The following is a 26,257-nucleotide window of genomic DNA, read 5'->3' as shown; positions in this document are numbered from 1 at the left end:
GACCGTCACCTCGCCTCTGAGCGCACCCGAGGTCCGGTGCGATCCGGTACACGCTCGGTGGAGCCCGGGCGGTAGACCACGAACGACGGGTTTTCAGCCGGAACATCCGGCTCGGTCCAGGTCGCTGGCTGTCGGCGTCGGGGCTGCGGTGCGGTTGGGCGGCTCCGACCCCTGCCCTCCTCTGCCGGCGCCTCTTCGGGTCGCTCTCTACCATCGGGGCGCACCGCGTCTGCGCGCCGGCCCTCGGCCGCAGATGTCGGCACCGGAGCCGGGTCCTCCCGCCGCGCCTCCGGGCGTAGCCGGGTCTGCGTTGCGTCGGGCGACCGTCGACGTCCGCCCACCGGCTCGGCGGTGCCGCCCGGCTCGGCTACGTCCAGCCGAGCGGCGGTTCGCATGTCGCGGAAGAACCGGCGGTGCCAGGACCCGGCCGAACTGACCGCTTCGCTGCTGTCCTTGCCACCAAGTTGCGTGATCCGCCGGTACGGGCGCAGCAGCAGCCATCCGACCACCCCGCAGAGCCAGACCAACACCACCTGAAGCCAACCCGGCATGGTGGGGGTACTCATGATCAGGTCGACAGCGAACAGGTAGATGGCGGCCCCGGTGCCGAAGATGGCGATGTTGAACAGCGCAGCGACCACGGCGTTCGCCAAACGCCGCAGACCGGCGCTGGCCGGCCGCAGTAGACCGATGGTGCCCAGGATGGGTGCGGCGATCACCGCCCACCGGAAGATCAGGAAGCCCAGTAGGACCAGTAGCGACGCGGTCAGGTCGAACATCGCAAAGAGTAGGGCCGCGAGCACGGCGATGAACCCTGCGCCGACCCGGTCCATATCGCGTACACCTTGGAGGTATTCGTACGCCTCCGGATCTTCGGCCTTAATCTGCTGCGCCACCCGGGCCCACTGCTGCTGCTTGGCCTTGATCGTCGCGTCTCGGGCCGCCGAGCTGGCGCGCATCGACTTGGCCTCACCCCACGTCACAGATTTTGCATCGTAAAGTGCGGGGCCGTATTTGAGCGCGGTCTCGCTTTCTGCCGAACCTAATACGCCCCGGAGCCAGTTCCGGTAGAGCATCGTTTCGGTAGCGGTGTCGCTTGCTCGGACGGCAGGGGCTCGTAGGTCCTTGCAGCGTTCAGGATCGATGCACCGTCCCGGGTCCGGTTCCTTCGCTTGTGGCCCAACGGCGTCATGCACCACTCCGAGGCTGGTGACGAGTGCACCGTCAGCGATGTTCGCTGACTTGACCGGCCAAGCGGCCAATGCCGTGACCGCGACCATCACCAGTAGTGCCCAGCCCGCAGTGGTCATCGCGTTGCTCATGTCTGACTGGCGGGACCGCCAGAGTAGGTAAAGTCCCACCACACACAGGGTGACGATGCCGAAGACGCTGAACACCTTCTGGTACACGGCCTTGGTCGCCTGCTCGACAAGCGGGTCAGCCCATCCCCACATCGAACCGGGGTCCCAGGCGCGCTCTCTGAGGGCATTTGATGCGCCGATGATTGCCGTGGCGGCCATGAACTCGCCATTGGCAATCGTCGTGGTGAACTTGTAATCCGGATGGAGCACACTTGAGGCGCAACCACCGACGTCGTAGGTGGTGTAGCTATAACCCCCGTAGCCATAGAGGCTGTACCGACCAGCTACTCCATTCGCTGCCTCCGTGGGGGGCGCGGCGGCGAACCAGCCGGCGAGCCCGGAGTCCGGCGTACCCGGGGTCGGTGCGTTGCGGCAAGTGACCTGGTCGTCGGCGACCGCTTCTAGCTTTGCCACGCAGGCGCGGAAGTCGGCTTGCCATTCGGCGGTCGTGCAGAGGTCGGCGCGGGCCTGGGCGGTGGGCGGTGCGGCGGCTGCGGCCTCCGCGCCGATCAGCGGCCAGGTGAGGGTGGCCCCGGCCAGTACGCCAAGGGCGAGCAGGAACGACACGGTCCTTGCCCAGGCCCTAGCCATGTCACGCCTCCAGATCCGGCAGGGGGATGCTCGGCAGGACTCCGGCCGCCGCGGCGATCGCGGCGGGCGTCGTGTCGAGGTGGTCCAGCAGCCCTTCGACGTACGAGACGTCGACGCGGACCTTCTGCACCCGGCCGTCGACGTCGCGCATCACGAACTCGCGGAAGCCGAGCCGGCTGGACGAACTGGTGTCGGCGGCGGAGAGTGAGGCGAGCGTGGCCTCGTACCCGTCGTTGACCGGCACCCGGAGCAGCCGTAGCGCTTCGGAGGCGATCTCGGCGTCCTCGGCGATGCGGCCGACGAACACGGTGGAGACGAGGTTCTGTACGTCGAGGCCGAGGATGTCGCGGGGGTTCTGGGAGGCGACCAGTGCGGCCAGGTTCCACTTGCGGGAGTCGCGGGCGAGTCGGACCAGGAAGGAGCGCCCGGACCGCCAACCTTCCATGAAGTGCGCCTCGTCGAGGCCGACGAGTTTGCGGGATGACATCGAGCCGCCGTAGCAGCGCCGGACGGCGAGCCGGTGCGCTGTGTGCAGCATCGGCAGGGCCAGTGCTTCCTCGGCTGACCAGTACTCGCGTTCGATCTTGAGGTCGGGCAACCGTAGCCCGGCCATGGTGATCACGGTGAGGGCCGCGTCGGCGCCGAGCAGCCCTTCCGGCGGTCGGCCGAAGAAGAGCATGGCCAGTGGCATCTCGGCGGTGTCCAGCAGGAGGTTGGCCAGTTCCTTGCCGGCGTCGTCGTCGAGCCGCCCGAGGCAGCTCACCACGTCGTCCAGGGTGGAGGTTTCCTCGGCGGGGACCTGGCGGACGGCGTGCCGGAAGAGGGTGGCGGTCGACGCCTCCCTGGCCACCTGGGGCGGGACGAGCATCATGCAGATGTCCTGGACCAGCATCCGCCGCTCGGCTCGGGCGTTGGAGACCGCGATCTCGAACTCCCGGTCACCGGCGGCCCCGGTGCCGAACTCGGAGCGCAGCGGCGTCGGGATGAGCGAGTAGGGCGCCAGGGTGCCGTGCTCCGAGCCGGTCAGGTTCAACACCCGGGAGTACGGCCGTAGCTCGGGCATCGCGCAGAGGCGGGCCAGCGGGCCGGACGGGTCGAGCAGGGTCACCTGGACGCCTCGGCGGGCGGCCAGGTAGCCCAGGGCGCCGAGCAGGGTGGACTTGCCACCGCCCGGTTCGGCGACGAAGACCGCGAGCCCGGAGCGTTCCCGGACCTCCATGGGGAAGTGCAGGTCGAGGAAGACCGGGCGGCGGCAGGTGCCAGCGGTTCGGCCGATCAGGTCGCCCCGCCGGTCGCCCACGTTGGATGCGGCCTGGGGGAGCGCGGCGGCGAGCAACGGCACCGGCATGCGACGCACGTAGCCGGTGTTGGCGATCGGCTCACCTGGGATGAACTCGCGGGCCAGCCAGTCCTGGTTCTTCGGGTGCTGCAGCGAGATGCGCAGCTCCCGGGAGTAGAGCTGGATGAGCCGACGGGCCCGCTCCAGGCATTCCTCCCTGGTCCGGCCGCCGACCGCGATCCGGTGCCAGCCGTGTGCGCGGGCCGAGTCGACCGGCAGGCCGGTGGTCATCTCGTCGCCGATCACCAGGGCGCGCTTGGCCAGTCGCTCCAGCTCCGGGGGCGCGTCGATGCCGTGTTCGGCGTAGTCGAGCTGTTGCGAGCGGATCATCCGCAGCCGGTGTTCGAGATTGCGGAAGGAGTCGCCGGAGCCGAGGATGTCGACGCGGGTCGAGATTTCCATCGGCCAGGGCAGTCGCTCGTGGAAGTGCAGCCAGGGCTCGTGTCGTTCCGGGATCTCCAGCGGCTCCATCCGGCCGACCGCGAGCACGGCGACGTGCCGCTCCTCGCCGGTCATCCGGTTGACCAGCTTGACCGTCGAGCCGTACGGGGTGCGGTAGCGCTCGACCTGCTCGGTCATGGCGAGCAGGTCGCCGCGCTCCCAGCGCCCGTCGGTGACGGGGGAGAGGGTGCTCGGCGGCGACATGCACAGCGCCACCGAGCGGTAGAGCAGCCATTCCAGCTCCTGGGCGGTGACCCGCCGGCCGCGCATGCCGAACGCCCCGAGCACCTCGTCGAACTGCTCCACGGTGCGACCCAACTTGCGGCGTTCGCCATCGGCGGTGCCCCGGCCGAAGGTGCGCAGCAGCCGCTCGGTGAGCGAGTCGCCGAGGGACCGCCGGGCGAAGGTGACGCCCAGGTAGGTCTGGCCCTCGGCGTGGTTGACCGCCATCAGGTGGCGTTGGGCGGCGACCAGGTGGTCGGCCCAGCCGGTGGTGCCGGGGACGTCGGGCAGCGGCGCCGAGGTGTGCGTGTCGATGGTGCGCGCCCACTCGTCGGCGGGGAACGGTCGGGTGGTGCGGCGCAGGTGCAGTCGGAAGCCGGCCAGGCCGGCGTACTGCTCGGAGATCGCCGACAGCAGCGCCTCGCGCTCGGCGTCCGGACGGAACGCCCAGCGGACCTCAGGCAGCCAGTACCAGGCGGTGACGGTGTTCGGCGTGAAGGTGAGGTGGCCGGCGATCTCGGTGATGGCCAGTTCGACCGACGGATCCCGATCCCCGAATTTGATCTTTGGAGCGCGAACCCGGGTCGGCTTGATCGGTCGGTCCGAACGGCTCGCCGTGCGCTGTCGGGGTGCGGCGATCTCCTTGCCGGTGGCTGCGGTGCCGGTGTTCCTGGGCCGATCCGAGTCGATGGCCCGGCGCGGCGCGCGTTCGAGAGCTGGCCGATCGGCAGCCGTGATCATGGCCGGTTGCTCCGAGGGGGCCGTGGACCGGCCGGCCGTGGCCGTCGGCTGGGGCGCTTGAGCCGCCGGTCGGGCCGGTGACGTCGCTGCGGGGCGGCCGCCCGGCACGGTGCTGGCGGGTCGGCGGACGGGGCTGGCGGTCGCCTGCGACCCGCCGCCGGTGGACGGGTCGGGCTCGTCCGGCGGACGCAGCATCGGCCGTCGATCGCCGGCCTGGTGCGGCACCCGGGACTCGCTGGCCGGGTGGCCGCCTCCGTGCCGTGGCTCGACGGGTCGGCCACCGTTGCCGGGCGGGTCGGCGGGCGTCCACGGTGGCTCGAGTTCGGGAACCGCGCGGGCCGGTGCCGGGCTGGCGGCGGGTGGCGGCTGATGCGGGATCGCTGGCTGCTCGCGGGTGCTCGGGCCTGCGGTGACGGCTCGTGGCGAGGCGGGTCGTCCCCCGCCGCCGAAGAGGTCCAGGAAGGGGGAGTCGATGTCGGCGTTCTCGCCGGCCGACACGGCGGTGGGCTCAGCCGGTGGCGTCCGGCGGGGAATCGGCCGGGGTGCCTGGAACACGCCGACGGCACCGTGGCCGGGCGACGTCACCAGCGCGGGGTCGAGGGCAACCTCGTCCTCGTCCTCGGTGTAGTCGAATGAGTGCGCACGGTGACCGGCTGGTGCGCCCGGGCGGCCGGCCGGGGAGCCCGGCGTGGAGGAGCGGCTCATGCGATCGCCTCGGCGACTGTCGGCAGACCCATGCCCGCGTCCTGCGACGGACCGTTCGACGTACGTCCGGTCATGCCAGCTCCTCCCGAATCCTGATCCGGCTGCCGACCAGGCGCGGATCGCGCTGCTCGATCGCCGGCTCCCGGGTGCGTCGCCAGTCGGTCAGCGCGGTGCGGATGACCACCCGCGCCGGCCGATCGGGGTCGACGTGCCGGAAGATGAACGACGTGGTCACGATGGCGAGCGCGATCTCCCAGGCTGGGAAGAGCTCGACCGTCAACGTGAACAGCCAGTGGATGAACATGTAGAGGGGGACCAGCAGCATGAAGAGCCCGTACTGGGCGTAGGGCAGGTGGACCGGAAGGGTGTAACCGGGCGGCCCGAGGTAGACCAGGCGGGCCCGGTAGATGTCGTCGTCGGTGCGCAGCCGCATCTGGTGAACGCGCCTATTCGAAGATCAGGTCGATCAGGTAATCGCCGACGAAGAAAAGTGTTGCCGCGCCCGCGATGAAGGCGAGCCCGACGATGGCGATCGCGGAGCTGGTCAGCACCTTGGAGATCTCGCCTCGGCTGGCACGGCCGATGAAGATGACGCCCAGGACGGCGAGCAGGATCGGCGCGATCTTGCTGGCGAAGAAGGTGACGACACTGTTGGTGTCGATTCCCTTCGGTGCCGGCTCCGCGAGTGGAGCCGACGCCAGGGTGGAGAGCGCGTGGGCGACGCCGGACGACGCCGTCTCCATGAGCTCGAAGGCGATCACTGGAACCTCCCCATAGCGCGGCCGGCGGTGCCGCGGCGGTGCAATAGGCAAGCCGGACGGGAAAAGTGCCCCACAGGGCATGGCGTTCTTGACCCTGTGTTCGTTACTCACCACGGAGGGTGGCGAGGTTTGGGCGGATTTTCCCCGCTTCGGCCCTCCCTCCAAGCTTCGCCATCTCGATGCTGGCCAATTCCAAAGCGTACGGGCCGCCCCGGATTGCGACAAGCCGCGAAGGGGCTGCCCGATACTGCCCAGATGACCGATCGTACACCTGTTCCAATCGGCACGTCAGGGGCAGTGGTGCAGGGCGTACCCGGGTCGCTGGGCGCCGCCGCCGCGACCGGTACCGTCTAGTCGTGACCGATCTGGTGCGGGCTTCGGGCCCGGTGGTGATGGGCGTCCTCAACGTCACACCGGACTCCTTCTCCGACGGCGGACGGTACGCCGACCTGGACGCCGCCGTCGGACACGGCGTCCGTCTACGCGACGCCGGTGCGCACCTGGTCGACATCGGTGGCGAGTCGACCCGTCCGGGCGCCGAGCGGATCGACGCCGCGACCGAGGCCGAGCGGGTGTTGCCGGTCATCCGCGAACTGACAGCCGCCGGTGTGGCGGTCAGCGTCGACACCAGCCGTGCGCGGGTCGCGGAGGCCGCCCTGCTCGCCGGCGCGGCGGTGGTCAACGACGTCTCCGGCGGCCTGGCCGACCCGGACATGGCCCGGGTGGTCCGCGACGCGCACTGCCCCTGGGTGCTGATGCACTGGCGTGGGCACTCCCGTGCCATGCGCGAGCTGGCCACCTACACCGACGTGGTGGCCGACGTCCGGGCCGAGCTGGCCCAACGGATCGACACGGCGCTGGCCGCCGGAGTGGCCGCCGACCGCCTCATCGTCGACCCCGGGCTCGGCTTCGCCAAGACGGCCGCGCACAACTGGGAGCTCAGCGCCCGCCTGCCGGAGTTGCTGGATCTCGGCTACCCGCTGCTCTTCGGGGCGAGCCGCAAGTCGTACCTCGGTGGGTTGCTCGCCGCCGCGGACGGCACGCCGCGACCTACCGCCCAGCGGGAGGCGGCCACCGTGGCCACCAGCGTGCTGGCGGTCGCCGCCGGAGCCTGGGGCGTACGCGTGCATGACGTGCAGGCCACCGCCGACGCGCTCGCCGTCTGGGCGGCGACCGGCAGCCCCCGCCTGGCCGTGCCGCCGCACGACAGGAAGCGAACGCAAGACGATCACGAGCATGGGGTACGGCGATGACGACGGACCGGATCCAGCTGACCGGCCTGCGGGCGCGCGGCCGGCACGGGGTGTACGACTTCGAACGCGAACAGGGGCAGGACTTCGTGGTCGACGCCGTCCTGGAGCTGGACCTCGGCCCGGCCGCTGCCAGCGACGACGTCACCGCCACCGTGCACTATGGCGAGCTGGCCGAGCGCCTGGTCGCGGTGGTGACCGGCGAGCCGGTCAACCTGATCGAGACTCTGGCGGACCGGCTCCTCGCGGTCTGCCTGGCAGACGTTCGGGTCGACGCCGCGACGATCACCGTGCACAAGCCGGAGGCTCCGGTGCCGCACACCTTCACCGACGTGGCCGTCACCATGACCCGGGCGCGTACCCGATGACCCGGGCGGTCCTCTCGCTCGGCAGCAACCTGGGCGACCGCCTGGAGCACCTGCGTACGGCCGTCGCCACCCTCGGCGACGCGGTGCTCGTGCTCTCCGGGGTGTACGAGACTCCCCCGTGGGGTGACACCGATCAGCCCGCGTACCTCAATGCGGTGGTGCTCGTGCAGGACGAGAGCGCGACCCCGCGCGACTGGCTGGAGCGGGCCCGCGACGCGGAGCAGGCGGCCGGCCGGGTCCGTGACCCGCAGCGGCGGTTCGGACCGCGCACCCTCGACGTGGACGTGATCGCCGTCTGGGGCGACGACGACGAGCCGGTGCTCAGCGACGACCCGGAGCTGACCCTGCCGCACCCCCGGGCGCACCTGCGCGCCTTCGTGCTGCGTCCGTGGATCGACATCCAGCCGTACGGTCGGCTGCCCGGTCACGGCTGGTTGACCGACCTGTTGACCACCGGCCCCGCGGCCGACGAGGCGTTGGAACTGCGTCCCCGGCCGGAGTTGGCGTTAGAGTCGACGGCATGACCGAGCGGAACCGGCCGGCATGACGCAGGCGAAGCCCCCACCCGGCGGGTCGGGCCCGGACGGGTCGCGGATGGGCCCCACCCGGATCTCGACCCTGGTCGTGGCCGGCCTGGGTGCGGCGGCGGTGGCCTGGCTGCTGATCAGCAGCCTCTATTACAGCGGCATTCCCCGGCTGCCCTGGCTGCCGGTGGTGACGCTGGCCGGGCTCGCCGTGCTGGAGGCGTACGCCGCGATCAACACCCGGGGCCGAATCGAGCGCAAGCCGGGTCGGGACCCGGTCAATCCGCTGTTGGTCGCCCGCTTCGTGGTGCTGGCGAAGGCGTCGGCGCTGGCCGCCGCGATCTTCGCGGGCTTCTACGCGGGGCTCACCGGCTGGCTCTTCGTGGAGACCACCCGCGCTGCCCTGGACGATCGACCGGCCGCCAGCGGAGGCCTGCTCGCCTCGCTGGCACTGGTCGGCGCCGCGCTCTGGTTGGAGCGCTCCTGCCGGGTGCCGGAACGCCCGGACGACGAGCGCGAGCAGGACCCTCGGGAGAGCCGCCCCGGCCAGCGCTGAGCAGGGGGTTACGCCCGGCTGCGGTCGCGGGTACGGTGCCTGCGATCGGAGAGCAAGGGCCGCCCAGGGTCCGTCCGCGCGCCGGACTGGGGACGGTCGGCCACTGGGGAGGCGGCGTCATGGGGTACGAAGAAGCGGGCCGGGACCGTTCGGCCGAACCCGCGTCGGGGGTGCCGAGCGCCGTACTGGAGAACGTCTTCGACGACCCAACCCACGGTGAGCCCGGCCGGGATCGGATCGGCGTACACCTGTGGTGGGAGCTGCTGCTGCTGGCCGGGCTGGCCGCCGTGAGCTGGCTGCTCTGGCGGGAGGATCCGGCCGCGGTGCGTGACGGCAACCTGCGCACGCTGCTGATCGACGCGGTCGGGCTGGGGTTGCTCGCCCTGGCCGCCGGGCTGAGCCTGCGGACGGCCGCGCCGAACCTGGCCGTCGGCCCGATCGCGGTAGCGGCCGCCCTGCACTACGCCGAGCAGGGTGACCGGGGGCTGCCGGCGTCGCTCGGCCCGGCCGTGGCGGTCGCCGCGGTGGGCGGGCTGGCGCTGGCGCTGGCCGTGGTGGTGCTGCACGTGCCGGGCTGGGCCGCCAGCCTGGCCGGCGCCGCCGCCGTGGTGGTGTACATCGAACGCCGTTCGGCACCCGTGCTGGTGCAGGGCGACTACGACCCCACCGGCAGCGCCGGTTACCTCTTCGCCGGCTTCGCCGCGGTGGCCGTCCTGGGTGGGCTGTTCGGCGCGATCCGGGCGATCCGCCGGCTCGTCGGCCGGTACCGACCGATCGCCGACCCGGCCCGTCGGCGGGGCGCGGTGGCAGCCGTGGTGACCGCCGTCGCGTTGGTCGTCTCCACGGTGCTGGCCGCTCTGGCCGGCATGCTGCTCGCCGCCAACGACCCCGGGCCGGTGGCACCCACCTCGGGGCTGGACTGGACGGTGCTGGCGATCGGCGTGGCCCTGCTCGCCGGCACCAGCGCGTACGGCCGCCGGGGCGGTGTGTTCGGCACGCTGTTGGCGGTCGGCCTGGTCACCGTCTTCCAGGTGTACGCGCCGGAGCGCGGCTGGACGCTGAGCAACTGGGTGGTCGGCGGGGCCGCGCTCGGCGTCGGGCTGCTGGCCACCCGGCTGGTCGAGACGCTCGGGCGGCCCCGAGTGGGCAGCCCGGAGCGGCCCGAGCCGGTCAGCGACGGCACGATCAGCTCGGGCTGGACCACGCCGCAGCCGCAGTCCGTCGACAACTGGCCTCCCACGCTGCCGACCCAGGCCGCGCCCCAACCGATCGACCCGTGGCGGGATCCGCGGTGGGAGGACGGCCCGCGACGGTGGGACACCGACGAGCGGTGAGCCGCGTCGCGTCCGCCGAGCCGGAGCTGATCTCGAGCGTTAGGCTCGGCGACATGACCGACTCACCTGCCGCCACCCCGGGCGGAACCTCGTTCGAGGAGCTTGACGCGCTGTCCACCGAGGAGCTGCGGGAGCGGGCGTTCGCCCGGGCCCGGGAGCACCGGGACGTGGGCTTCTTCTGGTCGGTGCTGCGCCACCTGCCGAACGCGGACGAGGCCACGGTGCTGGACGGCGCCCCGAACTCGATCGGCCCGACGATCGACGAGGCCAACGCGCTGTGGCGGGAGCTGACCGGTCACGGCTACGAGGAGTCGGCGCCGCTGCTGCGGGCCGCCTTCATCGACTACCTGATGAAGCACTGAGCCGCTCGGGACAGCCCAGGTCAGCCCGAGCCACCGGTTCGGGGCCTGGGCGGATCGCGTCGCTCATGCACCGTTCCGGCCCGGTCAGCCGCTACGGCACGGCCGCCGGCACCGGCGCGCTCGCCGTGTTGCTGCTGGTCGGCATCTGCGGAAGTCCGGCGTACACCGGCTGGGCCGCCACCCTGACCGACCCGGAATCGGGCGGCGCGTTCTACGTGCGCCTGCTCGCCTGGCCGGCCTGGCGGCTGGACGCGGACGGGCAGGCCGGCGGATTGTTCGCCGCCGACCTGCGAGCGGTGCTGGTGGTGGTCCTCGCGGTGGCGCTGCTCTACCTGTTGCCCGCCGCCCAGGTCGCCCGGGTGCCCGGCCCGGTCAGCCAGTTCTTCTCCGGCTGGGCAGCGTACGTGCTGGCCGGCGGGCTGGCCGCAGTGTTGGCGGCGCTGCTCGGCCCGGCACCGTCACTGCTGGGGGCCCTGCAGGACGCCAGCACCGGTGCCGGTTACGGCTTCCTCACCGGGTGGATCATCGGCATCGCCAGCCTCGGCGGTCGTGCCTGACCCGGCCGAGGCGGGGTCAGGCGAGACGGTCGTGCCTGCCCCGACCGGGGGTCAGCTGGTCGGGCGGCCGAGGTCGAGGAGGCGCTGTCGGCTGAGCGCGCCCACCGGCCGGCCGGCGTCGGTCACGAGAAGCCGGTCCCGGCCCGAGGTGAGCAGGACCGCCAACGCGTCGTACGCCGAGCCGTCCACAGCGACGGTGGGCAGGTCCGATGCGGCGTCCTCGGGCACCGGCTCCAGCGCCTCCCGGTCGAGCGGGGTGACCGCCAACCGGCGGATGCCCCGGTCGGCGCCGACGAACTCGCGTACGAACGCAGTGGCGGGTGCGCCGAGCAGTGCGGCCGGGGTGTCGTACTGCTCCAGCTGCCCGCCCTCGGAGAGGACCGCGATCCGGTCACCGAGCCGGACGGCCTCGTCGAGGTCGTGGGTGACCAGCACGATCGTCTTGCGCACCTCGGCCTGGAGGCGCAGGAACTCCTCCTGGAGGCGGGCCCGGACGATCGGGTCGACGGCCGAGAACGGCTCGTCCATCAACAGCACCACCGGGTCGGCGGCGAGCGCCCGGGCCACCCCGACACGCTGCCGCTGGCCACCCGACAACTCGTGCGGGTAGCGACCGCCGAACTCGGCCGGGTCCAGCCCGACCAGGTCGAGCAGCTCGTCGACCCGGGCCCGGGTCTGGCCCTTGGGCCAGCGGAGCAGGCTCGGCACGGTGGCCACGTTGGCCCGCACGGTCTGGTGTGGAAAGAGACCGACGTTCTGGATCACGTACCCGATTCGACGGCGCAGTTGCACCGGGTCGACGTTCGTGACGTCCTCGTCGCCGAGCGTGATGCGGCCGGCGGTCGGTTCGATCAAGCGATTGATCATCCGCAGGACTGTCGACTTGCCGCAGCCGGACGGGCCGATCAGCACCACCAGCTCGCCGGCCGGGACCTCCAGGCTGAGGTCCCGGACAGCTTCGGTGCCGTTCGGGTAGTGCTTCTGGATGCCCTCCAGGGAGATCGACGCCGCGCGAGGGGATTGGGCCACGCCGGTAGCCTCCGGGGTAACGTCCACGTATGTCCTTCCGCCTGAGCTACCGGGCCGACCCGGGTAACCCCTGGTTCTCCTGGCAGTACGTGCGGGACAACTCTGACACGATCCTCGCCGCGGTGCGCGAACACGCCTCCCTCACCGGCCGAGCGGTGTTGATCGCGGTGCTGATCGCCCTGCCGTTGTCCGTGCTGGCGTACTGGGTCCGTCCGCTCGCCGGCCCGATCCTCGCTGTCAGCGGGGTGGTCTACACCATCCCGTCGTTGGCGCTCTTCGCGTTCATCGCCCCCTACCTGGGCACCGGGGCCACCACGGTGCTGGTCGGGCTGGTCCTCTACGCGCTGCTGCTGATCGTGCGCAACGTGGTGGCCGGTCTCAACCAGGTGCCCCCGGAGGTTCGGGAGGCCGCCGAGGGTATGGGTTACGGCCGGTGGAGGCGGCTGTTCCGGATCGACCTGCCGCTGGCGCTCCCGGGCATCGTGACCGGCGTACGGCTGGCGACGGTCTCGACGGTGGCGTTGGTCACGGTCGGGGTGCTGGTCGGGCACGGCGGGCTCGGGCAGTTGATTTTCGCGGGCTTCCAGAACAACCTCTACAAGGCCGAGATCATGACGGCCGCACTGCTCTGCGTGGCGCTCGCGGTCGTGCTCGACCTGTTGCTCATCCTGGTCGCCCGACTGGTGACTCCCTGGTCCACCCGGGGGGCACAGTGACCGTCGCGGCGAACCCGATCGGGCAGGCCATCACCTGGATCAACGACCCACTGAACTGGACCAACCCCGGCGGCATGCTGGACCGGCTCGGCGAGCACCTGACGATCTCCGCCCTGGCGGTGGCGCTCGGCTGTCTGGTGGCCTGGCCGCTCGGGCTCTGGCTGGGGCACCTCGGTCGAGGTGGCGGCCTCGTGGTGCTGATCTCCAACGCCACCCTGGCCATCCCCACCCTGGCGCTGCTGACCATCCTCCCGGTCGTCTTCGCCAGCGGCTTCGGGAAGACACCGGTAGTGGTGGCACTGGCGGTCTTCGCCGTGCCGCCGCTGCTGGCCAACGCGTACACCGGGGTGCGGCAGGTGGACCCGGAGGCCCGCGACGCGGCCCGGGGGATGGGCCTGTCCAGCGGGCAGCTGCTGCGCCGGGTGGAGTTGCCGCTCGCGGTGCCCTATCTGGCGGCCGGTTTCCGCACCGCGGCGGTCCAGGTGATCGCGACCGCGGCGCTGGCGTCCTTCGTCAACGGCGGCGGTCTGGGCCAGATCATCCGGACCGGCTTCGGTATCGGTATCGCGGCCGGCGGCGGGCAGATCGTCGCCGGCGGTGTGCTGGTGGCCGGGCTCGCGCTGCTGGCCGAGGTGGTCCTCGGCGGCGTCGAACGGCTGGTCACCCCCAAGCCGCTGCGGCGCGGGCGGCAGCGCCTCGGGCGGCCCCGGGCCGCCGACGCCACCGGCAGCGCCTGACCGTCCGGGTGAGCCCGCGTCGAGCGGGCGACCCACGTCCGTCAAATCGGTGACGATGGGGTGACGAAGTCCATCCCAAGTTGTCGGTCGGTTCCGGAGCATGTTGGGTGGACATTCGCGGGCGGCCGACAATCAGGATCGCCCGTCGGACACGCGGCTGGCCCGGGACGGGTCGCGCCGGGACACGGAAGGCGGGCACATGCGCGCACGTACACGTCTGGCGATCGGGGCGGTCAGCGCCGTCGCCGGGGCGGCACTCCTCACCGGCTGCGGTGACGCCGGCTCGTCCGGCACCGACGCACCCCAGACGAGCGCCTCCGGCGCCGGGTGCGCCCCGGTCGCCGGCCAGCAGCTCATCGCTCTGCAGGACGACAAGAAGCTCCAGAACTCCGACAACGTCATTCCCGCGGTCAACAGCAAGGCGGCCAACCCGCAGCTGATCGCCGCACTGGACAAGGTCTCCGCCTCGCTCGACACCCCGAAGCTGATCCAGCTCAACAAGGCCGTCAACGAGGACCGCAAGACCCCCAAGGTGGCGGCCGAGGAGTTCGCCAGCGCGAACAACCTGACCGCGGGCATCGCCAAGGGCCCGGGCGGCGACATCACGGTGGGCGCCGGCAACTTCGCCGAGAGTCAGATCCTGGGCGAGCTGTACCGGATCGTGCTCTCCGCCGCCGGCTACCAGGTCAAGGTGCAGCAGATCGGCAACCGGGAGCTCTACGCGCCGGCCCTGGAGAAGGGCGAGATCCAGGTCGTCCCGGAGTACGCGGCGACCATGGCCGAGTTCCTCAACACCAAGGCCAACGGCCAGAACGCGCAGCCGGTCTCCTCGCCGGACATCAACACGACGGTGACCGCGCTCAAGGCCGAGGGCGACAAGGCCGGCCTCACCTTCGGCACCCCGGCCGCCGCACAGGACCAGAACGCCTTCGCGGTGACCCAGGCCTTCGCGGACAAGTACGGCGTGCGGACCCTCTCCGAGCTGGCGGCGAAGTGCTCCGGCAGCGCGACCGTGCTGGGTGGCCCGCCGGAGTGCGAGCAGCGTCCATTCTGCAAGCCGGGCCTGGAGAAGACCTATGGGCTGTCGGTCGGCAAGTTCTCCTCGCTGGACCAGGGTGGACCACTGACCAAGAGCGGGCTGCGCGACGGCTCGATCAGCGTGGGTCTGATCTTCTCCTCGGATGGCGCCTTCGCCACCAGCTGAGCCCTTTCCGCACGTGCTGAGGACGCCCTCGCCCCGACCGGGCGGGGGCGTCCGCGCGTCCCGGGGACCCCGTTCCCTCCGGTGGACAACGTGGGTAGGCTGCACATCCATGCCAGCCCCGGCCACCCCTGACGTCCGGCGTCAACCCCCGCTGCTGACCATGCTCTTCTGGGCGGGCGTCGCTCTCGCGCCGGTGGCGGCGCTGATCCTGCTGGTGGCCGACGGCAATGGCCCGCTGCGCTTCGCCGCGGTGCTCGCCATCCTCGCGGTGGTGCTGATCGGCCTCTCCATCGCGTTGCGGCCCGACGGCGAGGGCGCCTCGGCACGGACCGACGAGTTGCTGGACGAGATCGAGGAGCTGCGTCGGGAGTTGCGCAGCGAGATCGTGGCCGCCGCCCAGCGCGGTAACCAGGCGCTCGATCAGGCCCAACGGGCTCAGGAGGGGATCGCCGCGGTGCGCCGCCGTCTCGACACCAGCGGTGCCGCCCTCGTCGGTGCCGCCCCCGCCGTCGAGCCGGCAGGCGCCGGACGGGCGCGGGTGGCTGCCGTCGAGCCGCCGGTGGACGACACGCCGGTGGCCCGTAACCGGGGCGACGCGCCGCCCGCCCGCGCCCGGGTGTCCGGCCCCGACGACACGCCCCGGTGGGGGCGCCCCGAGCACCCAAACGACGACGAGCCGGCGTACGCCCGTGAGGCCCCCGAGCCGCCGGCCACCGCCGGAATGTACGGCGGGGAACGGCCGCCCACCACCGCGTACGGCTCAGCTCGCCCCCGGGAGCACGACCGCCCGGAGGCGGCGCAACGGCCGGGTGGCGTGGTCCGACACACCGAGACCGTGCACGTCACCACCCGGCACACAGTGGTGGACGGCGGCCCGGCCGAGCCGGCCGGGCGCTACGGCGGTGGGTACGCCGGTCAGTGGACCCCACCCGCGCAGGAGTGGACCCGGGGCGGCGACGCCGAACAGCCCCCTCGGCCGTCCGGCCGGGCGAGGAGCGAGCCGGAGCAGCACCCCAGAGCCGGGTACGGCGTTGAGCCGGGCCGGACGGGCCGCCGCGACGAACCGGAGTGGACGGATCGACGCGACGCGTACTCCCAGCCCGACGAGCCCGCCCCGGCGTCCCGATCCCACCGCACCCCGGAGAGGCCGGCGGCGGAATCCTGGGACAGCCCGGACGATCGGGGCTGGTCGGAGCAGCGCGACCGGGCGGGCGCCCCGGCACCCCAGCCCGGGCCGCCGCTGCGGGCCGACGACACCGGCGAGTACTGGTCGCAGTTGCGGGCCGGTGACCGGTGGGCCGCCGTCCGCGACGATGAGAACGGTCGCGAGTTGCGGGTCGGCGAACGTCGGGCCGAGGTGCACGCCGACGCCACCGGCACCGAGTACCGGGTGGCCGACCGCTGGGCCGCCGTCCGCCACGAGGAGCCGCGCCGTCACGAGGACGCCGCCCGCTACGAGGAGCCGCGCCGCTACGACGACGCCGGCCGATACGACGAAGCCGGCCGATACGACGACGCCGGCCGATACGACGAAGCCGGCCGATACGAGGACGCCGGCCGCTACGACGACGCCGGCCGGTATGAAGAACCGCGCCGCCACGACGGTGGTCGGCGGGCCGAGCCGGGAAGGCCCGCGCTGCCGGTGGGCGGTGTGCCGGTGCCGGACGAGTGGCGCCCACCGCGCCAACGCGGCCACCAGGCGGAACCCGCGCCGGAACGGACCGGCCGGCGGCGGGTCGACGAGCGCTACGGCTACCCGCCGCAGGACGACGTGCCGCGTGCCGGCGGCGCGCCACCCACCGACCGCTGGCGGTGACCCGTCAGGCGGCTCGGGTCACTTGTCGATGTCGCCGACCACGAAGAACATCGAGCCGAGGATCGCGATCAGATCAGGGACCAGGCAGCCGGGGAGCAGCGTGGCCAACGCCTGCACGTTCGCGTACGAGGCGGTGCGCAGCTTCAACCGCCACGGCGTCTTCTCACCCCTCGACACCAGGTAGTAGCCGTTGATGCCGAGCGGGTTCTCCGTCCAGGCGTACGTGTGCCCCTCCGGCGCCTTGAGCACCTTCGGCAGCCGGGTGTTGATCGGCCCGGTCAGCCGGTCCACCCGGTCGAGGCACTGCTCGGCAAGGTCCAGTGACGCGTACACCTGGTCGAGCAGCACCTCGAAACGGGCGTGGCAGTCGCCGGCGGTCTTGGTGACCACCGGAACGTCCAGCTCGTCGTAGGCCAGGTAGGGGTCGTCGCGGCGCAGGTCCAGGTCGAGCCCCGAGGCCCGGGCCACCGGGCCGGACGCGCCGAACGCGGCGGCGTCCGCGGCGGACAGCACGCCCACGCCGACGGTGCGGGCCAGGAAGATCTCGTTACGCCGGATCAGGTGGTCCAGGTCGGGCAACCGACGGCGTACCTCGCCGATCGCCGCGCGGGCCCGCCCGGTCCACCCGTACGGCACCTCTTCCTTGAGGCCTCCCACCCGGTTGAACATGTAGTGGATCCGGCCGCCGGAGACCTCCTCCATCACCGCCTGGATGGTCTCGCGTTCCCGGAAGGCGTAGAAGATCGGCGTGATCGCCCCGATCTCCAACGGGTACGAGCCGAGGAACATCAGGTGGTTGAGCACCCGGTTCAGCTCCGCGAGGGCCATCCGCAGCCAGGTGGCCCGCTCCGGCACCTCCATGCCCATCAGGCGTTCCACAGCGAGCACCACACCCAGCTCGTTGGAGAACGCCGAGAGCCAGTCGTGCCGGTTGGCCAGCACGATGATCTGCCGGTAGTCACGCACCTCGAAGAGCTTCTCCGCGCCCCGGTGCATGTAACCGACGATCGGTTCGCAGGCGACCACCCGCTCACCGTCGAGCACCAGCTTCAACCGCAGCACACCATGGGTGGAGGGGTGCTGCGGGCCGATGTTCAGCACCATGTCGGTGCCGAGCTGCTGATCACCGGTGCCGGCGATCAGCCCGGCCCCGGTGCCGACGGTCAGTTCACGGAGGTCCCCGGCGTCGGTGGTCATGCCCGTCATCGTGCCACGGCCGGCCCGAGCGGGATGCCGACCGGCTGGCGCAACCACCAGTGCCCGCCGAGCCCGGCCGGGTCGGTCAGCTCGGCCACCGCCGACGCGGCGGCCAGCGCCCGCACGTAGCCGACCGGGTCGGTGCCGGCCAGGCTGAGCGGCGGTCGCCCGCCGTCGGCCCCGAGCGCCCGCAGCGCCTCCCGCTGCAAGACCAGGGAGTACGCGCACCGGGCGACCGCCGCACCAGCGGAGGCGACCGAGTCCATGGCCACGTGCGCGGTGACATCACTCGACCCGTCGGGCACCGGAGGCACCTGCCGCCCACCTCGGTACCCGGTCAACGTCCCGTCGACCGGCCGCGCCTCCCGCAGGTGCCCGTAGTCGACTGCCACCGCCAGCCCTCGGCTGATCTTCCTCACCGCGTCGGCCCAGGCATCATCTCTGCTTCGGCCGATCTCGGCTCGTAGGTAGTCACTGTGGGGGGTTTCCGGGCAGCCCGGCCGGCTCCGGGCGGTCAGGCTTGATCCCTGCGCCGGCCGGGCTGCCCGGAAACCCGACTCGCCTTCGCTTGTCGCGCCCGTTGAGGTCACCCCCAGATCAGGGTTGCTGGTCGCACTCTGAGGGCTTGTGGGGCTGGGCCACCAGGTGGTCAGCCAGTCGAGATCATCGGGGCTGACCGGTTCACCGACTGATTCGGCACCGCTCTCGGGGTCGACCAGCACGTATCGCCAGCCGTCCTCGGTGTGTACCGCCACGTCCAGCGGGACGTTGTCCAGCCACTCGGTGGCGAGCAGCACCCCCGTGATCTCGGCAGGGATCTCAGACGTCCAGGTGATCTCTTCGGGCAGGTTCTCGGGGCGGGGTGCGTACTCGACGGCTGTGAAGCGGACGCGCTCCGCGAGTGGCGCGCGGGGGGCGACCGGCGACGGTCCGTCGGGTGCCGGACGGGCAGAGGCCGTGGGAGTCAGGGTTTCCGGGGAGCCCACCCGTGGAGGGATCAAGCCTGACCGCCCGGAGCGGGTGGGCTCCCCGGAAACCCCCACCGCGAGCCCGGCGAGAGCCCGTAGCAGCTCACCCCGCCCCGCCCCCACGTCGACAACGTCGAACCGCGACGGATGCCCGAGGGCGGCGTCCACCTCCGTGACGAGGCGCAGCAGCGCGGTGGCGAAGGCCGGAGAGGCGTGCACGCTGGTGCGGAAGTGGTCGGCCGGGCCGGTGCCGGCGACGAAGAAGCCGCCGGACCCGTAGAGGGCTCGGCTCATCGCGTCTCGCCAGGCGATCGACATCAGTTCACTCCGAATGCAGCGGGCGCGGCGCACGGTGATCAGGTGATGAAAAGTAGGTCAGAAACGCTTCGGTTACCTACTTTTCAGCACTTGATCATGGTGGCAGAGGGAACGCGCTGGCCTGGGGCGGTCGGGGACGGTGGCGAAGGGCACTTGAGGCGGTGGTGAAGGTTTTCACACATGCTTGTCCGGGTTCGGTAGGCCGGGCGCATACTTGCGATCGACCGGTACCCCTTCTCGAGGACTGGATCGTCGTCATGAGCGCACCGTTGCGCCCGCGTCCGGCCGCCCCGCACGGGCCCGCCGTTCTCGGTGCCTCCGCCACTCCCTTCACCTCCCGTCTGCTCACCGTCGGTGTCGTTGGCGCCGGTCGGGTCGGCGCCGTGCTGGGCGCCGCGCTCGCCGCCGCCGGGCACCGGGTGGTCGCCGTCTCCGGCAGCTCCGGAGCCAGCCGCGCCCGCCTCGCCCTGCTGTTGCCCGAGGTGCCCCGCCGCCCGGTCGCCGCCGTGGCCCACGCCGCCGCCGACCTGCTGCTGATCGCGGTACCGGACGACAAACTGGCCGGTGTGGTGACCGACCTCGCGGAGCATGGCGCGCTGCGACCGGGGCAGATCGTCGCGCACACCTCGGGAGCCCACGGCCTGGCCGTGCTGGAGCCCGCCGTCGCGGCCGGCGCCCGGCCGCTCGCACTGCACCCCGCGATGACCTTCACCGGTACGCCGGACGACCTGGCCCGGTTGGATGGCATCTCGTACGGGGTGACCGCCCCGGCGGAGCTGCGCCCGCTGGCTGCCCGGCTGGTCACCGACCTCGGTGGCGTGCCCGAGTGGGTGGCCGAGTCGGATCGTCCGCTCTACCACGCCGCGCTGGCCCACGGCGCGAACCACCTGGTGACCCTGGTCAACGAGGCGACCGACCGGTTGCGGGACGCCGGGGTGTCCCGGCCGGAGAAGGTGCTCGCCCCGCTGCTGCGGGCCGCCCTGGAGAACGCGTTGCGGCTCGGCGACGACGCGTTGACCGGCCCGGTCTCGCGCGGCGACGCGGGCACCGTGCAGCGGCACCTGGCCCGGTTGGCGGCCACCGCACCGGAGTCCGTCCCCGCGTACCTGGCGTTGGCTCGTCGTACCGCCGACCGGGCGATCGCCGCCGGCCGGCTGCGGCCGGTGGACGCACAGTCGCTGCTCGGCGTACTGGCCGACAGCGGTCGGGAGGTGGCCGCGTGAGCGTGAGGAGTGAGCCGATCCTGCGAGCCCCACAATCGCGAACCGAGGTGGCGCTATGACCCAGGTGGTGCACACGCGCGCCGAGTTGGCCGAGGCCCGCGCCGGGCTGAAGGGCACGGTCGGGGTGGTGATGACCATGGGCGCGCTGCACTCCGGGCACGAGACGCTGCTGCGCGCGGCCCGGGAACAGGCCGACCACGTGCTGGTTACGGTCTTCGTGAACCCGTTGCAGTTCGGGCCGAACGAGGACTTCGACCGCTACCCGCGCACCCTCGACGCCGATCTGGAGGTGTGCCGGCGGGCGGGCGCCGATCTGGTCTTCGCCCCGTCGGTGGCGGACATGTACCCGGACGGTCAGCCCCGCGTACACCTCGATCCGGGCCCGCTCGGCGCCGAGCTGGAGGGGGCGAGCCGCCCCGGCTTCTTCCACGGGGTGCTCACCGTGGTGCTGAAGCTGCTCCAGCTCACCCAGCCGGATCTGGCGTTCTTCGGCGAGAAGGACTACCAGCAGCTCACCCTGGTCCGGCGGATGACCCGTGACCTGGACGTGCCGGTCGAGGTGGTCGGCGTGCCGACCGTCCGGGAGCCGGACGGGCTGGCCCTCTCCAGCCGCAACCGCTACCTGAGTGAGCCGGAGCGGGCCGCCGCGCTGAGTCTGTCCGCCGCGCTGCGGGCCGGCGCACAAGCCGCCGACGAGGGCCTGGACGCCGGGGCGGTGCTGACCGCCGCGCACGCCGCGTTCGGCGCCGGTACGCCCGGTGCCCGCCTCGACTACCTGGTGCTCACCGATCCCGAGTTGGAACCGGGGCCGGCGGCCGGGCCGGCTCGGCTGGTGATCGCCGCCTGGGTGGGCGCCACCCGGTTGATCGACAACGCGGCGATCCACCTCGCCCCGCGTCCCTGACCCGGCCGTACCACCCTCCACCGATACCGCGAAAGGCCACTCCGATGTTGCGGACCATGCTCAAGTCGAAGATCCACCGAGCCACGGTGACCCAGGCCGACCTGCACTACGTCGGTTCGGTGACGGTGGACGAGGATCTGCTCGACGCCGCCGACCTGCTCCCCGGCGAGCAGGTGGCGATCGTGGACATCACCAATGGCGCCCGGCTGGAGACGTACGTGATCCCGGGCGAGCGTGGCAGCGGCGTGATCGGCATCAACGGCGCCGCCGCGCACCTGGTGCACCCCGGCGACCTGGTCATCCTGATCTCGTACGGGCAGATGGACGACGCCGAGGCGCGGTCGTACCGGCCACGGGTCGTGCACGTCGACGCCGACAACCGGGTGATCGAGTTGGGTGCCGACCCGGCTGCGGCGGCACCCGGCACTGCCGGGAACCCGGTGCCCAGCCCGTTGGCCGTGTCTGGAGTCTGATCCCCCGTACCGTGATTCCGGTCTGTCACCAGAAGGTCATTTCCGGTTACCCTGGGCACGCTGGCGGAAGCCGGTCGGTGGCTGGGGGAGGCCGCGATGAGCCGTGCCATGACGACCCTGTTCGCCGCTGCCGTGACGGCGGTGCTGCTGGTGGGCTGTGCCGGGTCCGGCGGCCTGGACGGTGATCTGACCGACGACTGGGCGGCGTTGCCGGCACCGTCGGCGTTCACCCCGGCCGCCGGGGTATGTCACGCCGCCGACTTCACCGATCTGGTCAGCCTGGCCGGCTATGAGCCGGTGGACTGCGCCGGGCCGCACCGCCTGGAGACCGTGCACGTCGGGGCCTTCCCGGCCGAGCGGACGGCCGCTCCGGCGGGGGGTTCGACCGAGCTGCGGGGCGCGTTCGCCGAGTGCGACACCCGGGCGACGGGCTACGTGGGTGACGACTGGCGGTCCGGCCGGCTGCGGCTGTCCGTGGCGCTGCCCAACGGGCCGGGGTGGGCGGCGGGTTCCCGGTGGTTCCGCTGCGACCTCACCGAGTTGACCACGGTCGAGGCGGCGGCCACCGTGGTGGTCCGGTCGGGCAGTCTGCGGGACGCGTTGAAAGGGCCCACCGGGCTGCGCCTCGGTTGCCAGCAGACTCGCGGTGGCGCCGGCCGGGGTGTGCAGACGCTGACCCCGGTGGAATGCGGCAAACAGCACGACGCCGAGTTCGTCGGGGTGTGGCGCGCACCGGATAAGGCGTACCCGACCCGGGACGCCGACTGGCTGCCGCTCTACACGGGTTGTCGTAGCGTCCTGGCCCGGTACGCCGGCGTGCCGGACGACGCCACGCTTCGCTTCCGCAGCGGTGTGGTGGTCCGTCCGCCGGGGGCGGGGCGCTGGAAGGTCGGTGACCGGGGCGTCCGCTGCTATCTGTGGCTCAGCGACCGTACGGTGACCGCCTCGCTGAAGGGCGCGGGCCCGGCTGGTCTGCCGGTCCGGACGAAGTGACCACGGCCTGACGGTCGGCACGGCGCGGCGCGCGCCGGACGGGGTCGCCCAAAACACTCGTCCCGCCCCCGCCGCCCCGCGCGAGGACGGTTCGGGTTGACTGGGGGGATGGACCTCCCGACCGTCGACCTGCCTGCCCTGCCTGCCCTGCCCGCGCTGCTGGCTGCGGCCGCGCCCGGCTGGGTGGAGACCACCGACGTGATCGTGGTGGGTTCCGGCGTGGCCGGGTTGACCGCGGCGCTGCACCTGCGTGAGGCCGGTCTGCACGTCACGGTGGTCACCAAGGTCAACATTGACGACGGCTCGACCCGGTGGGCGCAGGGCGGTATCGCCGCCGTGCTCGACCCGGCCGACACCCCGGCGGCGCATGCCCGGGACACGGAGGTCGCCGGGGTCGGGTTGTGCGACCCGGCGGCGGTCCGGGTACTGGTCGAGGAGGGCCCGACCCGGCTCCGTGAGCTGATGCGGATCGGCGCCGAGTTCGATCGGCACCCGGACGGCTCGCTGATGCTGACCCGCGAGGGCGGGCACCGGGCGGACCGGATCGTGCACGCTGGCGGCGACGCCACCGGCGCGGAGGTTCAGCGGGCCCTGCACGCCGCGGTACAGCGCGACCCGTGGATCCGGCTGGTCGAGCACGCCCTCGTGCTGGATCTCCTGCGCGCGCCCGGTGACGGCCCGGATGGGCTCGGCCCGGCCTGCGGGATCACCCTGCACGTGTTGGGTGAGGGCAGCGAGGACGGCGTCGGCGCGCTGCTGGCCCGTGCCGTCGTGCTCGCCACCGGCGGCATGGGGCAGATCTTCTCGGCCACCACCAACCCGGCGGTCTCCACCGGGGACGGGGTGGCGTTGGCGCTGCGGGCCGGCGCGGCGGTGACCGACGTGGAGTTCGTCCAGTTCCACCCGACCGCACTGATCACCCCGGCCGGCGCGGGGGTGCCCGGGGCGGGGCACGCGCAGCAGCCGCTGGTCTCGGAGGCGTTGCGCGGCGAGGGCGCGTACCTGGTGGACGCGGACGGCAAGAGGTTCATGGTGGGCCAGCACGAGCTGGCCGAGCTGGCACCCCGCGACGTGGTGGCCAAGGGCATCCACCGGGTGCTGCTGGCCACCGGCGCCGACCACGTCTTCCTCGACGCACGGCACCTGGGCGGCGACTTCCTGGCCGGTCGGTTCCCCACCATCGTGGCGTCCTGCCTGGCGATCGGCGTGGACCCGGCGACCGATCTGATCCCGGTGGCGCCGGCCGCCCACTACGCCTCCGGCGGCGTCCGCACCGATCTGCGCGGCCGCACCTCCATCCCCGGCCTGTATGCCTGCGGCGAGGTGGCCTGCACGGGCGTGCACGGCGCGAACCGGCTGGCCAGCAACTCGCTGCTGGAGGGGCTGGTCTTCTCCCGGCGGATCGCCGAGGACATCGCCGCCGGCCTGCCCGAGCAGGCCCAGCCGGCGGAGACCGGCGCCTGGCGTGGCGGGACGGGCTGGGTGCTGCCGGCGGAGGTGACGCCGACCCTGCAACGGGCGATGACCCGGGGGGCCGGGGTGCTCCGATCCGCCGCGACGCTGGCCGAGACGGCCGGGACGTTGACCGAGCTGGGCGTTGCCCGTGGGCGGCCGCGGACCGCCGACTGGGAGGCGACGAACCTGCTCACCGTGGCGTCGACGCTGGTTGCCGCCGCGTACGCCCGTGGTGAGACCCGGGGCTGCCACTGGCGGGAGGACTTCCCGACAGCCGACGAACGGTGGCTGGGCCATCTGGTCGGGGCGGTCGGGGCGCAGGGCCGGGTGACGCAACAGTGGGAGGGAAACTCGTGATCGAGTCGACGGAGACGGCGTTGCGGGCGGCTGGGTTGGATCCGGCGCACGTACGGCAGGTGATCGAGGGCGCGCTGGTCGAGGATCTGGGCCCGGATTTCCTGGACGTCACAAGCGTGGCCACCATTCCGGCGGAACAGACCGACACCGCCGACCTGGTGGCCCGCGCGGACGGGGTGTTGGCCGGGATGGCGGTGGCCGCCGCCGTGTTCGAGCTGGTGGGCGAGGTGACTGGCTTCGGTCGTACCGTCGAGGTGTCGGTGCTGGCCCGCGACGGCGAGCGGGTGGCCCGAGGCGACGTGCTGGCGACGGTGACCGGCCCGACCCGGCTGCTGCTGACGGCCGAGCGGACGGCACTCAACCTGCTCTGCCGGATGTCCGGGGTGGCCACCCACACCCGCGCCTGGGCGGACGCGCTGGCCGGCTCGAAGGCGATGGTGCTGGACACCCGCAAGACGACGCCGGGCCTGCGGGAGCTGGAGAAGTACGCGGTGCGGGCCGGCGGCGGCACCAACAAGCGGATGGGCCTCTACGACGTGGCCATGATCAAGGACAACCACAAGCTGGCGGCCGGGAGCATCACTGCGGCCTACCGGCGGGTCCGGGAGGCGTTCCCGGAGGTGCCGGTGCAGGTCGAGGTGACCAGTGTCGAGGAGGCGGTGGAGGCGGTGGAGGCCGGGGCGGACTTCCTGCTCTGCGACAACATGACGCCGGAGGTGCTGGCCGAGGCGGTGGCCGCGGTGGGTGACCGGGCGGAGCTGGAGGCGACCGGCGGGCTGACCCTGGAGGTGGCCGGCCGGTACGCGGCCACCGGCGTGGACTTCCTCTCGGTGGGCGCGCTGACGCACTCGTCGCCGATCCTGGACATCGCGCTGGACCTGCGCGCGGATTAGGCGTGTGTCAAAGCCTCGGTCGAGCTGGGCCCGCCGCAGGCCGGCCAGTGGCTTTGACACACGCCCGGGTTGTCTAGGCTGCGTGCGTGCTGCTCTGCATCGACATCGGAAACACCAACACCGTGCTGGCGACCTTCGACGGCGACAAGCTGGTGCACTCCTGGCGGATCAAGACCGATGCCCGCTCGACGGCGGACGAGCTGGGCCTGATGTTCCGGGGTCTGCTCGCCGGGGACAACGTCGAGATCACCGGTGTGGCCGCCTGCTCCACGGTGCCGGCCGCGCTGCGGTCGCTGCGCACCATGCTCAGTCGTTACTACGCCGACCTGCCGAGCGTCGTGGTCGAGCCGGGCGTGCGGACGGGGGTGCAGTTGGCGATCGACAACCCGAAGGAGGTCGGCGCCGACCGGGTGGTGAACACCCTGGCCGCGTACACCCTCTACGGCGGCCCGTCGATCGTCGTGGACTTCGGCACCACCACCAACTTCGACGTGATCAGCGAGCGCGGTGAGTTCCTCGGCGGCGCGTTCGCCCCGGGCATCGAGATCTCCTTCGACGCGCTGGCCGCCCGGGCCGCGCAGCTACGCAAGGTCGAGGCCACCAAGCCCCGCTCGGTGATCGGCAAGAACACCGTGGAGTGCCTCCAGGCCGGCCTGTACTTCGGCTTCGCCGGGCAGGTGGACCGGATCGTCGAGCGGATGACCGAGGAGTTGGGCGAGGTGCGGGCGGTGATCGCCACCGGCGGCCTCGCCTCCCTGGTGATCAACGAGTGCCGCAGCATCACCCACCACGAGCCGATGATCACGCTGATCGGCCTGCGGATGGTCTACGACCGCAACCTGTGACCCCGGTCGCCGCCGGG

The 26,257-nt window shown here is 72.3% G+C and carries 25 protein-coding genes; 18 read left to right on the top strand and 7 right to left on the bottom strand.

The features are described 5' to 3' along the window. Positions 1 to 5: 5 nt before the first annotated feature. From ACFYP0_RS20695 to ACFYP0_RS20680, 4 genes are all read right to left on the bottom strand, one after another. Positions 6 to 1,952, bottom strand: a complete 1,947-nt coding sequence (locus ACFYP0_RS20695; RefSeq protein ID WP_386997186.1) for an MFS transporter — start codon at positions 1,950 to 1,952, stop codon at positions 6 to 8. Between the two features lies 1 nt (position 1,953). Next, the gene (locus tag ACFYP0_RS20690) at positions 1,954 to 5,400 is read right to left on the bottom strand and encodes an ATP-binding protein (RefSeq protein ID WP_386997184.1); all 3,447 of its coding nucleotides are present in this window, start codon (positions 5,398 to 5,400) and stop codon (positions 1,954 to 1,956) included. Between the two features lie 70 nt (positions 5,401 to 5,470). After that, positions 5,471 to 5,833, bottom strand: a complete 363-nt coding sequence (locus ACFYP0_RS20685) for a hypothetical protein (RefSeq protein WP_007466101.1) — start codon at positions 5,831 to 5,833, stop codon at positions 5,471 to 5,473. Positions 5,834 to 5,846: 13 nt separating this feature from the next. Further along, complete coding sequence (locus ACFYP0_RS20680; protein WP_030327982.1) at positions 5,847 to 6,161, bottom strand: hypothetical protein; 315 nt, start codon at positions 6,159 to 6,161, stop codon at positions 5,847 to 5,849. A 356-nt stretch (positions 6,162 to 6,517) separates the two neighbouring features. Here ACFYP0_RS20680 and folP point away from each other — a divergent pair, with 356 nt between their 5' ends. The 7 genes from folP to ACFYP0_RS20645 all read left to right on the top strand — a co-directional run bounded on the left by folP (position 6,518) and on the right by ACFYP0_RS20645 (position 11,112). Continuing rightward, positions 6,518 to 7,414: a dihydropteroate synthase gene (folP, locus tag ACFYP0_RS20675; RefSeq protein WP_356978070.1), complete on the top strand. Its 897-nt coding sequence runs from the start codon at positions 6,518 to 6,520 to the stop codon at positions 7,412 to 7,414. Then, entirely contained in the window at positions 7,411 to 7,779 is a 369-nt protein-coding gene (gene folB, locus ACFYP0_RS20670) for a dihydroneopterin aldolase (protein WP_355578705.1), read from the top strand. Before folP ends, folB begins: the two co-directional genes overlap by 4 nt. Further along, on the top strand, positions 7,776 to 8,303 hold the full coding sequence (gene folK, locus ACFYP0_RS20665; RefSeq protein ID WP_356978072.1) for a 2-amino-4-hydroxy-6-hydroxymethyldihydropteridine diphosphokinase: 528 nt from the start codon (positions 7,776 to 7,778) through the stop codon (positions 8,301 to 8,303). Before folB ends, folK begins: the two co-directional genes overlap by 4 nt. 19 nt (positions 8,304 to 8,322) lie before the next feature. Further along, positions 8,323 to 8,859, top strand: coding sequence for a DUF3180 domain-containing protein (locus ACFYP0_RS20660; RefSeq protein WP_355578699.1), 537 nt, complete (start codon positions 8,323 to 8,325; stop codon positions 8,857 to 8,859). Positions 8,860 to 8,978: 119 nt separating this feature from the next. Further along, on the top strand, positions 8,979 to 10,193 hold the full coding sequence (locus ACFYP0_RS20655) for an ABC transporter permease (RefSeq protein WP_356978074.1): 1,215 nt from the start codon (positions 8,979 to 8,981) through the stop codon (positions 10,191 to 10,193). 53 nt (positions 10,194 to 10,246) lie between these two features. Next, positions 10,247 to 10,555 (top strand): hypothetical protein, encoded by a 309-nt coding sequence (locus ACFYP0_RS20650; RefSeq protein WP_091403607.1) that lies wholly within the window; start codon positions 10,247 to 10,249, stop codon positions 10,553 to 10,555. A gap of 65 nt (positions 10,556 to 10,620) precedes the next feature. Continuing rightward, on the top strand, positions 10,621 to 11,112 hold the full coding sequence (locus ACFYP0_RS20645) for a hypothetical protein (RefSeq protein WP_386997180.1): 492 nt from the start codon (positions 10,621 to 10,623) through the stop codon (positions 11,110 to 11,112). A gap of 51 nt (positions 11,113 to 11,163) precedes the next feature. On the opposite strand, the gene ACFYP0_RS20640 is transcribed toward ACFYP0_RS20645, so the two are convergent. Next, a complete protein-coding gene (locus tag ACFYP0_RS20640; RefSeq protein WP_386997178.1) occupies positions 11,164 to 12,168 on the bottom strand; it encodes an ABC transporter ATP-binding protein in 1,005 nt (334 codons plus the stop codon). Positions 12,169 to 12,170: 2 nt separating this feature from the next. Between ACFYP0_RS20640 and ACFYP0_RS20635 the strand changes: the two genes are divergently transcribed. The 4 genes from ACFYP0_RS20635 to ACFYP0_RS20620 all read left to right on the top strand — a co-directional run bounded on the left by ACFYP0_RS20635 (position 12,171) and on the right by ACFYP0_RS20620 (position 16,614). Beyond that, the gene (locus ACFYP0_RS20635) at positions 12,171 to 12,857 is read left to right on the top strand and encodes an ABC transporter permease (protein WP_386997176.1); all 687 of its coding nucleotides are present in this window, start codon (positions 12,171 to 12,173) and stop codon (positions 12,855 to 12,857) included. Beyond that, the gene (locus tag ACFYP0_RS20630; protein ID WP_350857110.1) at positions 12,854 to 13,594 is read left to right on the top strand and encodes an ABC transporter permease; all 741 of its coding nucleotides are present in this window, start codon (positions 12,854 to 12,856) and stop codon (positions 13,592 to 13,594) included. The genes ACFYP0_RS20635 and ACFYP0_RS20630 overlap by 4 nt, the downstream gene beginning before the upstream one ends. A 199-nt stretch (positions 13,595 to 13,793) precedes the next feature. Next, entirely contained in the window at positions 13,794 to 14,798 is a 1,005-nt protein-coding gene (locus ACFYP0_RS20625; RefSeq protein WP_355502073.1) for a glycine betaine ABC transporter substrate-binding protein, read from the top strand. A 109-nt stretch (positions 14,799 to 14,907) separates the two neighbouring features. After that, positions 14,908 to 16,614, top strand: a complete 1,707-nt coding sequence (locus ACFYP0_RS20620) for a hypothetical protein (RefSeq protein ID WP_386997173.1) — start codon at positions 14,908 to 14,910, stop codon at positions 16,612 to 16,614. 18 nt (positions 16,615 to 16,632) lie between these two features. Here the strand turns inward: ACFYP0_RS20620 and ACFYP0_RS20615 are convergent, their stop codons facing one another. Beyond that, the gene (locus ACFYP0_RS20615) at positions 16,633 to 17,820 is read right to left on the bottom strand and encodes an NADH-quinone oxidoreductase subunit D (RefSeq protein WP_181539454.1); all 1,188 of its coding nucleotides are present in this window, start codon (positions 17,818 to 17,820) and stop codon (positions 16,633 to 16,635) included. Continuing rightward, entirely contained in the window at positions 17,817 to 19,097 is a 1,281-nt protein-coding gene (locus ACFYP0_RS20610; protein WP_386997171.1) for an SAM-dependent methyltransferase, read from the bottom strand. Before ACFYP0_RS20610 ends, ACFYP0_RS20615 begins: the two co-directional genes overlap by 4 nt. A 257-nt stretch (positions 19,098 to 19,354) precedes the next feature. Here ACFYP0_RS20610 and ACFYP0_RS20605 point away from each other — a divergent pair, with 257 nt between their 5' ends. From ACFYP0_RS20605 to ACFYP0_RS20575, 7 genes are all read left to right on the top strand, one after another. Continuing rightward, positions 19,355 to 20,320, top strand: a complete 966-nt coding sequence (locus tag ACFYP0_RS20605) for a Rossmann-like and DUF2520 domain-containing protein (protein WP_356978085.1) — start codon at positions 19,355 to 19,357, stop codon at positions 20,318 to 20,320. 55 nt (positions 20,321 to 20,375) lie between these two features. After that, complete coding sequence (gene panC / locus ACFYP0_RS20600) at positions 20,376 to 21,224, top strand: pantoate--beta-alanine ligase (protein WP_356978087.1); 849 nt, start codon at positions 20,376 to 20,378, stop codon at positions 21,222 to 21,224. 44 nt (positions 21,225 to 21,268) lie between these two features. Continuing rightward, positions 21,269 to 21,697, top strand: coding sequence for an aspartate 1-decarboxylase (gene panD, locus ACFYP0_RS20595; protein ID WP_030327945.1), 429 nt, complete (start codon positions 21,269 to 21,271; stop codon positions 21,695 to 21,697). Positions 21,698 to 21,793: 96 nt separating this feature from the next. Further along, a complete protein-coding gene (locus ACFYP0_RS20590; RefSeq protein WP_386997168.1) occupies positions 21,794 to 22,690 on the top strand; it encodes a septum formation family protein in 897 nt (298 codons plus the stop codon). A 108-nt stretch (positions 22,691 to 22,798) separates the two neighbouring features. After that, positions 22,799 to 24,502: an L-aspartate oxidase gene (locus ACFYP0_RS20585; protein WP_386997166.1), complete on the top strand. Its 1,704-nt coding sequence runs from the start codon at positions 22,799 to 22,801 to the stop codon at positions 24,500 to 24,502. Further along, a complete protein-coding gene (nadC, locus tag ACFYP0_RS20580) occupies positions 24,499 to 25,395 on the top strand; it encodes a carboxylating nicotinate-nucleotide diphosphorylase (protein ID WP_357009186.1) in 897 nt (298 codons plus the stop codon). The genes ACFYP0_RS20585 and nadC overlap by 4 nt, the downstream gene beginning before the upstream one ends. Before the next feature lie 86 nt (positions 25,396 to 25,481). Then, on the top strand, positions 25,482 to 26,240 hold the full coding sequence (locus ACFYP0_RS20575) for a type III pantothenate kinase (RefSeq protein WP_091403191.1): 759 nt from the start codon (positions 25,482 to 25,484) through the stop codon (positions 26,238 to 26,240). Positions 26,241 to 26,257: the final 17 nt, after the last annotated feature.

Source organism: Micromonospora arida, from assembly GCF_042873195.1.
Taxonomy (GTDB): domain Bacteria; phylum Actinomycetota; class Actinomycetes; order Mycobacteriales; family Micromonosporaceae; genus Micromonospora; species Micromonospora arida.
Note: the sequence above shows the minus strand (reverse complement) of the source record. Positions and strands in the feature narration are given on the sequence as shown.

Coding starts and splice junctions, on each gene's coding strand:
- folK (WP_356978072.1), top strand. CDS start 7,776: ATGACCCGGGCGGTCCTCTCGCTCGGCAGCAACCTGGGCGACCGCCTG.
- ACFYP0_RS20635 (WP_386997176.1), top strand. CDS start 12,171: ATGTCCTTCCGCCTGAGCTACCGGGCCGACCCGGGTAACCCCTGGTTC.
- ACFYP0_RS20625 (WP_355502073.1), top strand. CDS start 13,794: ATGCGCGCACGTACACGTCTGGCGATCGGGGCGGTCAGCGCCGTCGCC.
- ACFYP0_RS20645 (WP_386997180.1), top strand. CDS start 10,621: ATGCACCGTTCCGGCCCGGTCAGCCGCTACGGCACGGCCGCCGGCACC.
- ACFYP0_RS20620 (WP_386997173.1), top strand. CDS start 14,908: ATGCCAGCCCCGGCCACCCCTGACGTCCGGCGTCAACCCCCGCTGCTG.
- ACFYP0_RS20660 (WP_355578699.1), top strand. CDS start 8,323: ATGACGCAGGCGAAGCCCCCACCCGGCGGGTCGGGCCCGGACGGGTCG.
- ACFYP0_RS20685 (WP_007466101.1), bottom strand. CDS start 5,833: ATGCGGCTGCGCACCGACGACGACATCTACCGGGCCCGCCTGGTCTAC.
- ACFYP0_RS20605 (WP_356978085.1), top strand. CDS start 19,355: ATGAGCGCACCGTTGCGCCCGCGTCCGGCCGCCCCGCACGGGCCCGCC.
- ACFYP0_RS20590 (WP_386997168.1), top strand. CDS start 21,794: ATGAGCCGTGCCATGACGACCCTGTTCGCCGCTGCCGTGACGGCGGTG.
- ACFYP0_RS20650 (WP_091403607.1), top strand. CDS start 10,247: ATGACCGACTCACCTGCCGCCACCCCGGGCGGAACCTCGTTCGAGGAG.
- ACFYP0_RS20690 (WP_386997184.1), bottom strand. CDS start 5,400: ATGAGCCGCTCCTCCACGCCGGGCTCCCCGGCCGGCCGCCCGGGCGCA.
- ACFYP0_RS20615 (WP_181539454.1), bottom strand. CDS start 17,820: ATGACGGGCATGACCACCGACGCCGGGGACCTCCGTGAACTGACCGTC.
- panC (WP_356978087.1), top strand. CDS start 20,376: ATGACCCAGGTGGTGCACACGCGCGCCGAGTTGGCCGAGGCCCGCGCC.
- ACFYP0_RS20655 (WP_356978074.1), top strand. CDS start 8,979: ATGGGGTACGAAGAAGCGGGCCGGGACCGTTCGGCCGAACCCGCGTCG.
- ACFYP0_RS20610 (WP_386997171.1), bottom strand. CDS start 19,097: ATGTCGATCGCCTGGCGAGACGCGATGAGCCGAGCCCTCTACGGGTCC.
- folB (WP_355578705.1), top strand. CDS start 7,411: ATGACGACGGACCGGATCCAGCTGACCGGCCTGCGGGCGCGCGGCCGG.
- ACFYP0_RS20695 (WP_386997186.1), bottom strand. CDS start 1,952: ATGGCTAGGGCCTGGGCAAGGACCGTGTCGTTCCTGCTCGCCCTTGGC.
- panD (WP_030327945.1), top strand. CDS start 21,269: ATGTTGCGGACCATGCTCAAGTCGAAGATCCACCGAGCCACGGTGACC.
- ACFYP0_RS20585 (WP_386997166.1), top strand. CDS start 22,799: ATGGACCTCCCGACCGTCGACCTGCCTGCCCTGCCTGCCCTGCCCGCG.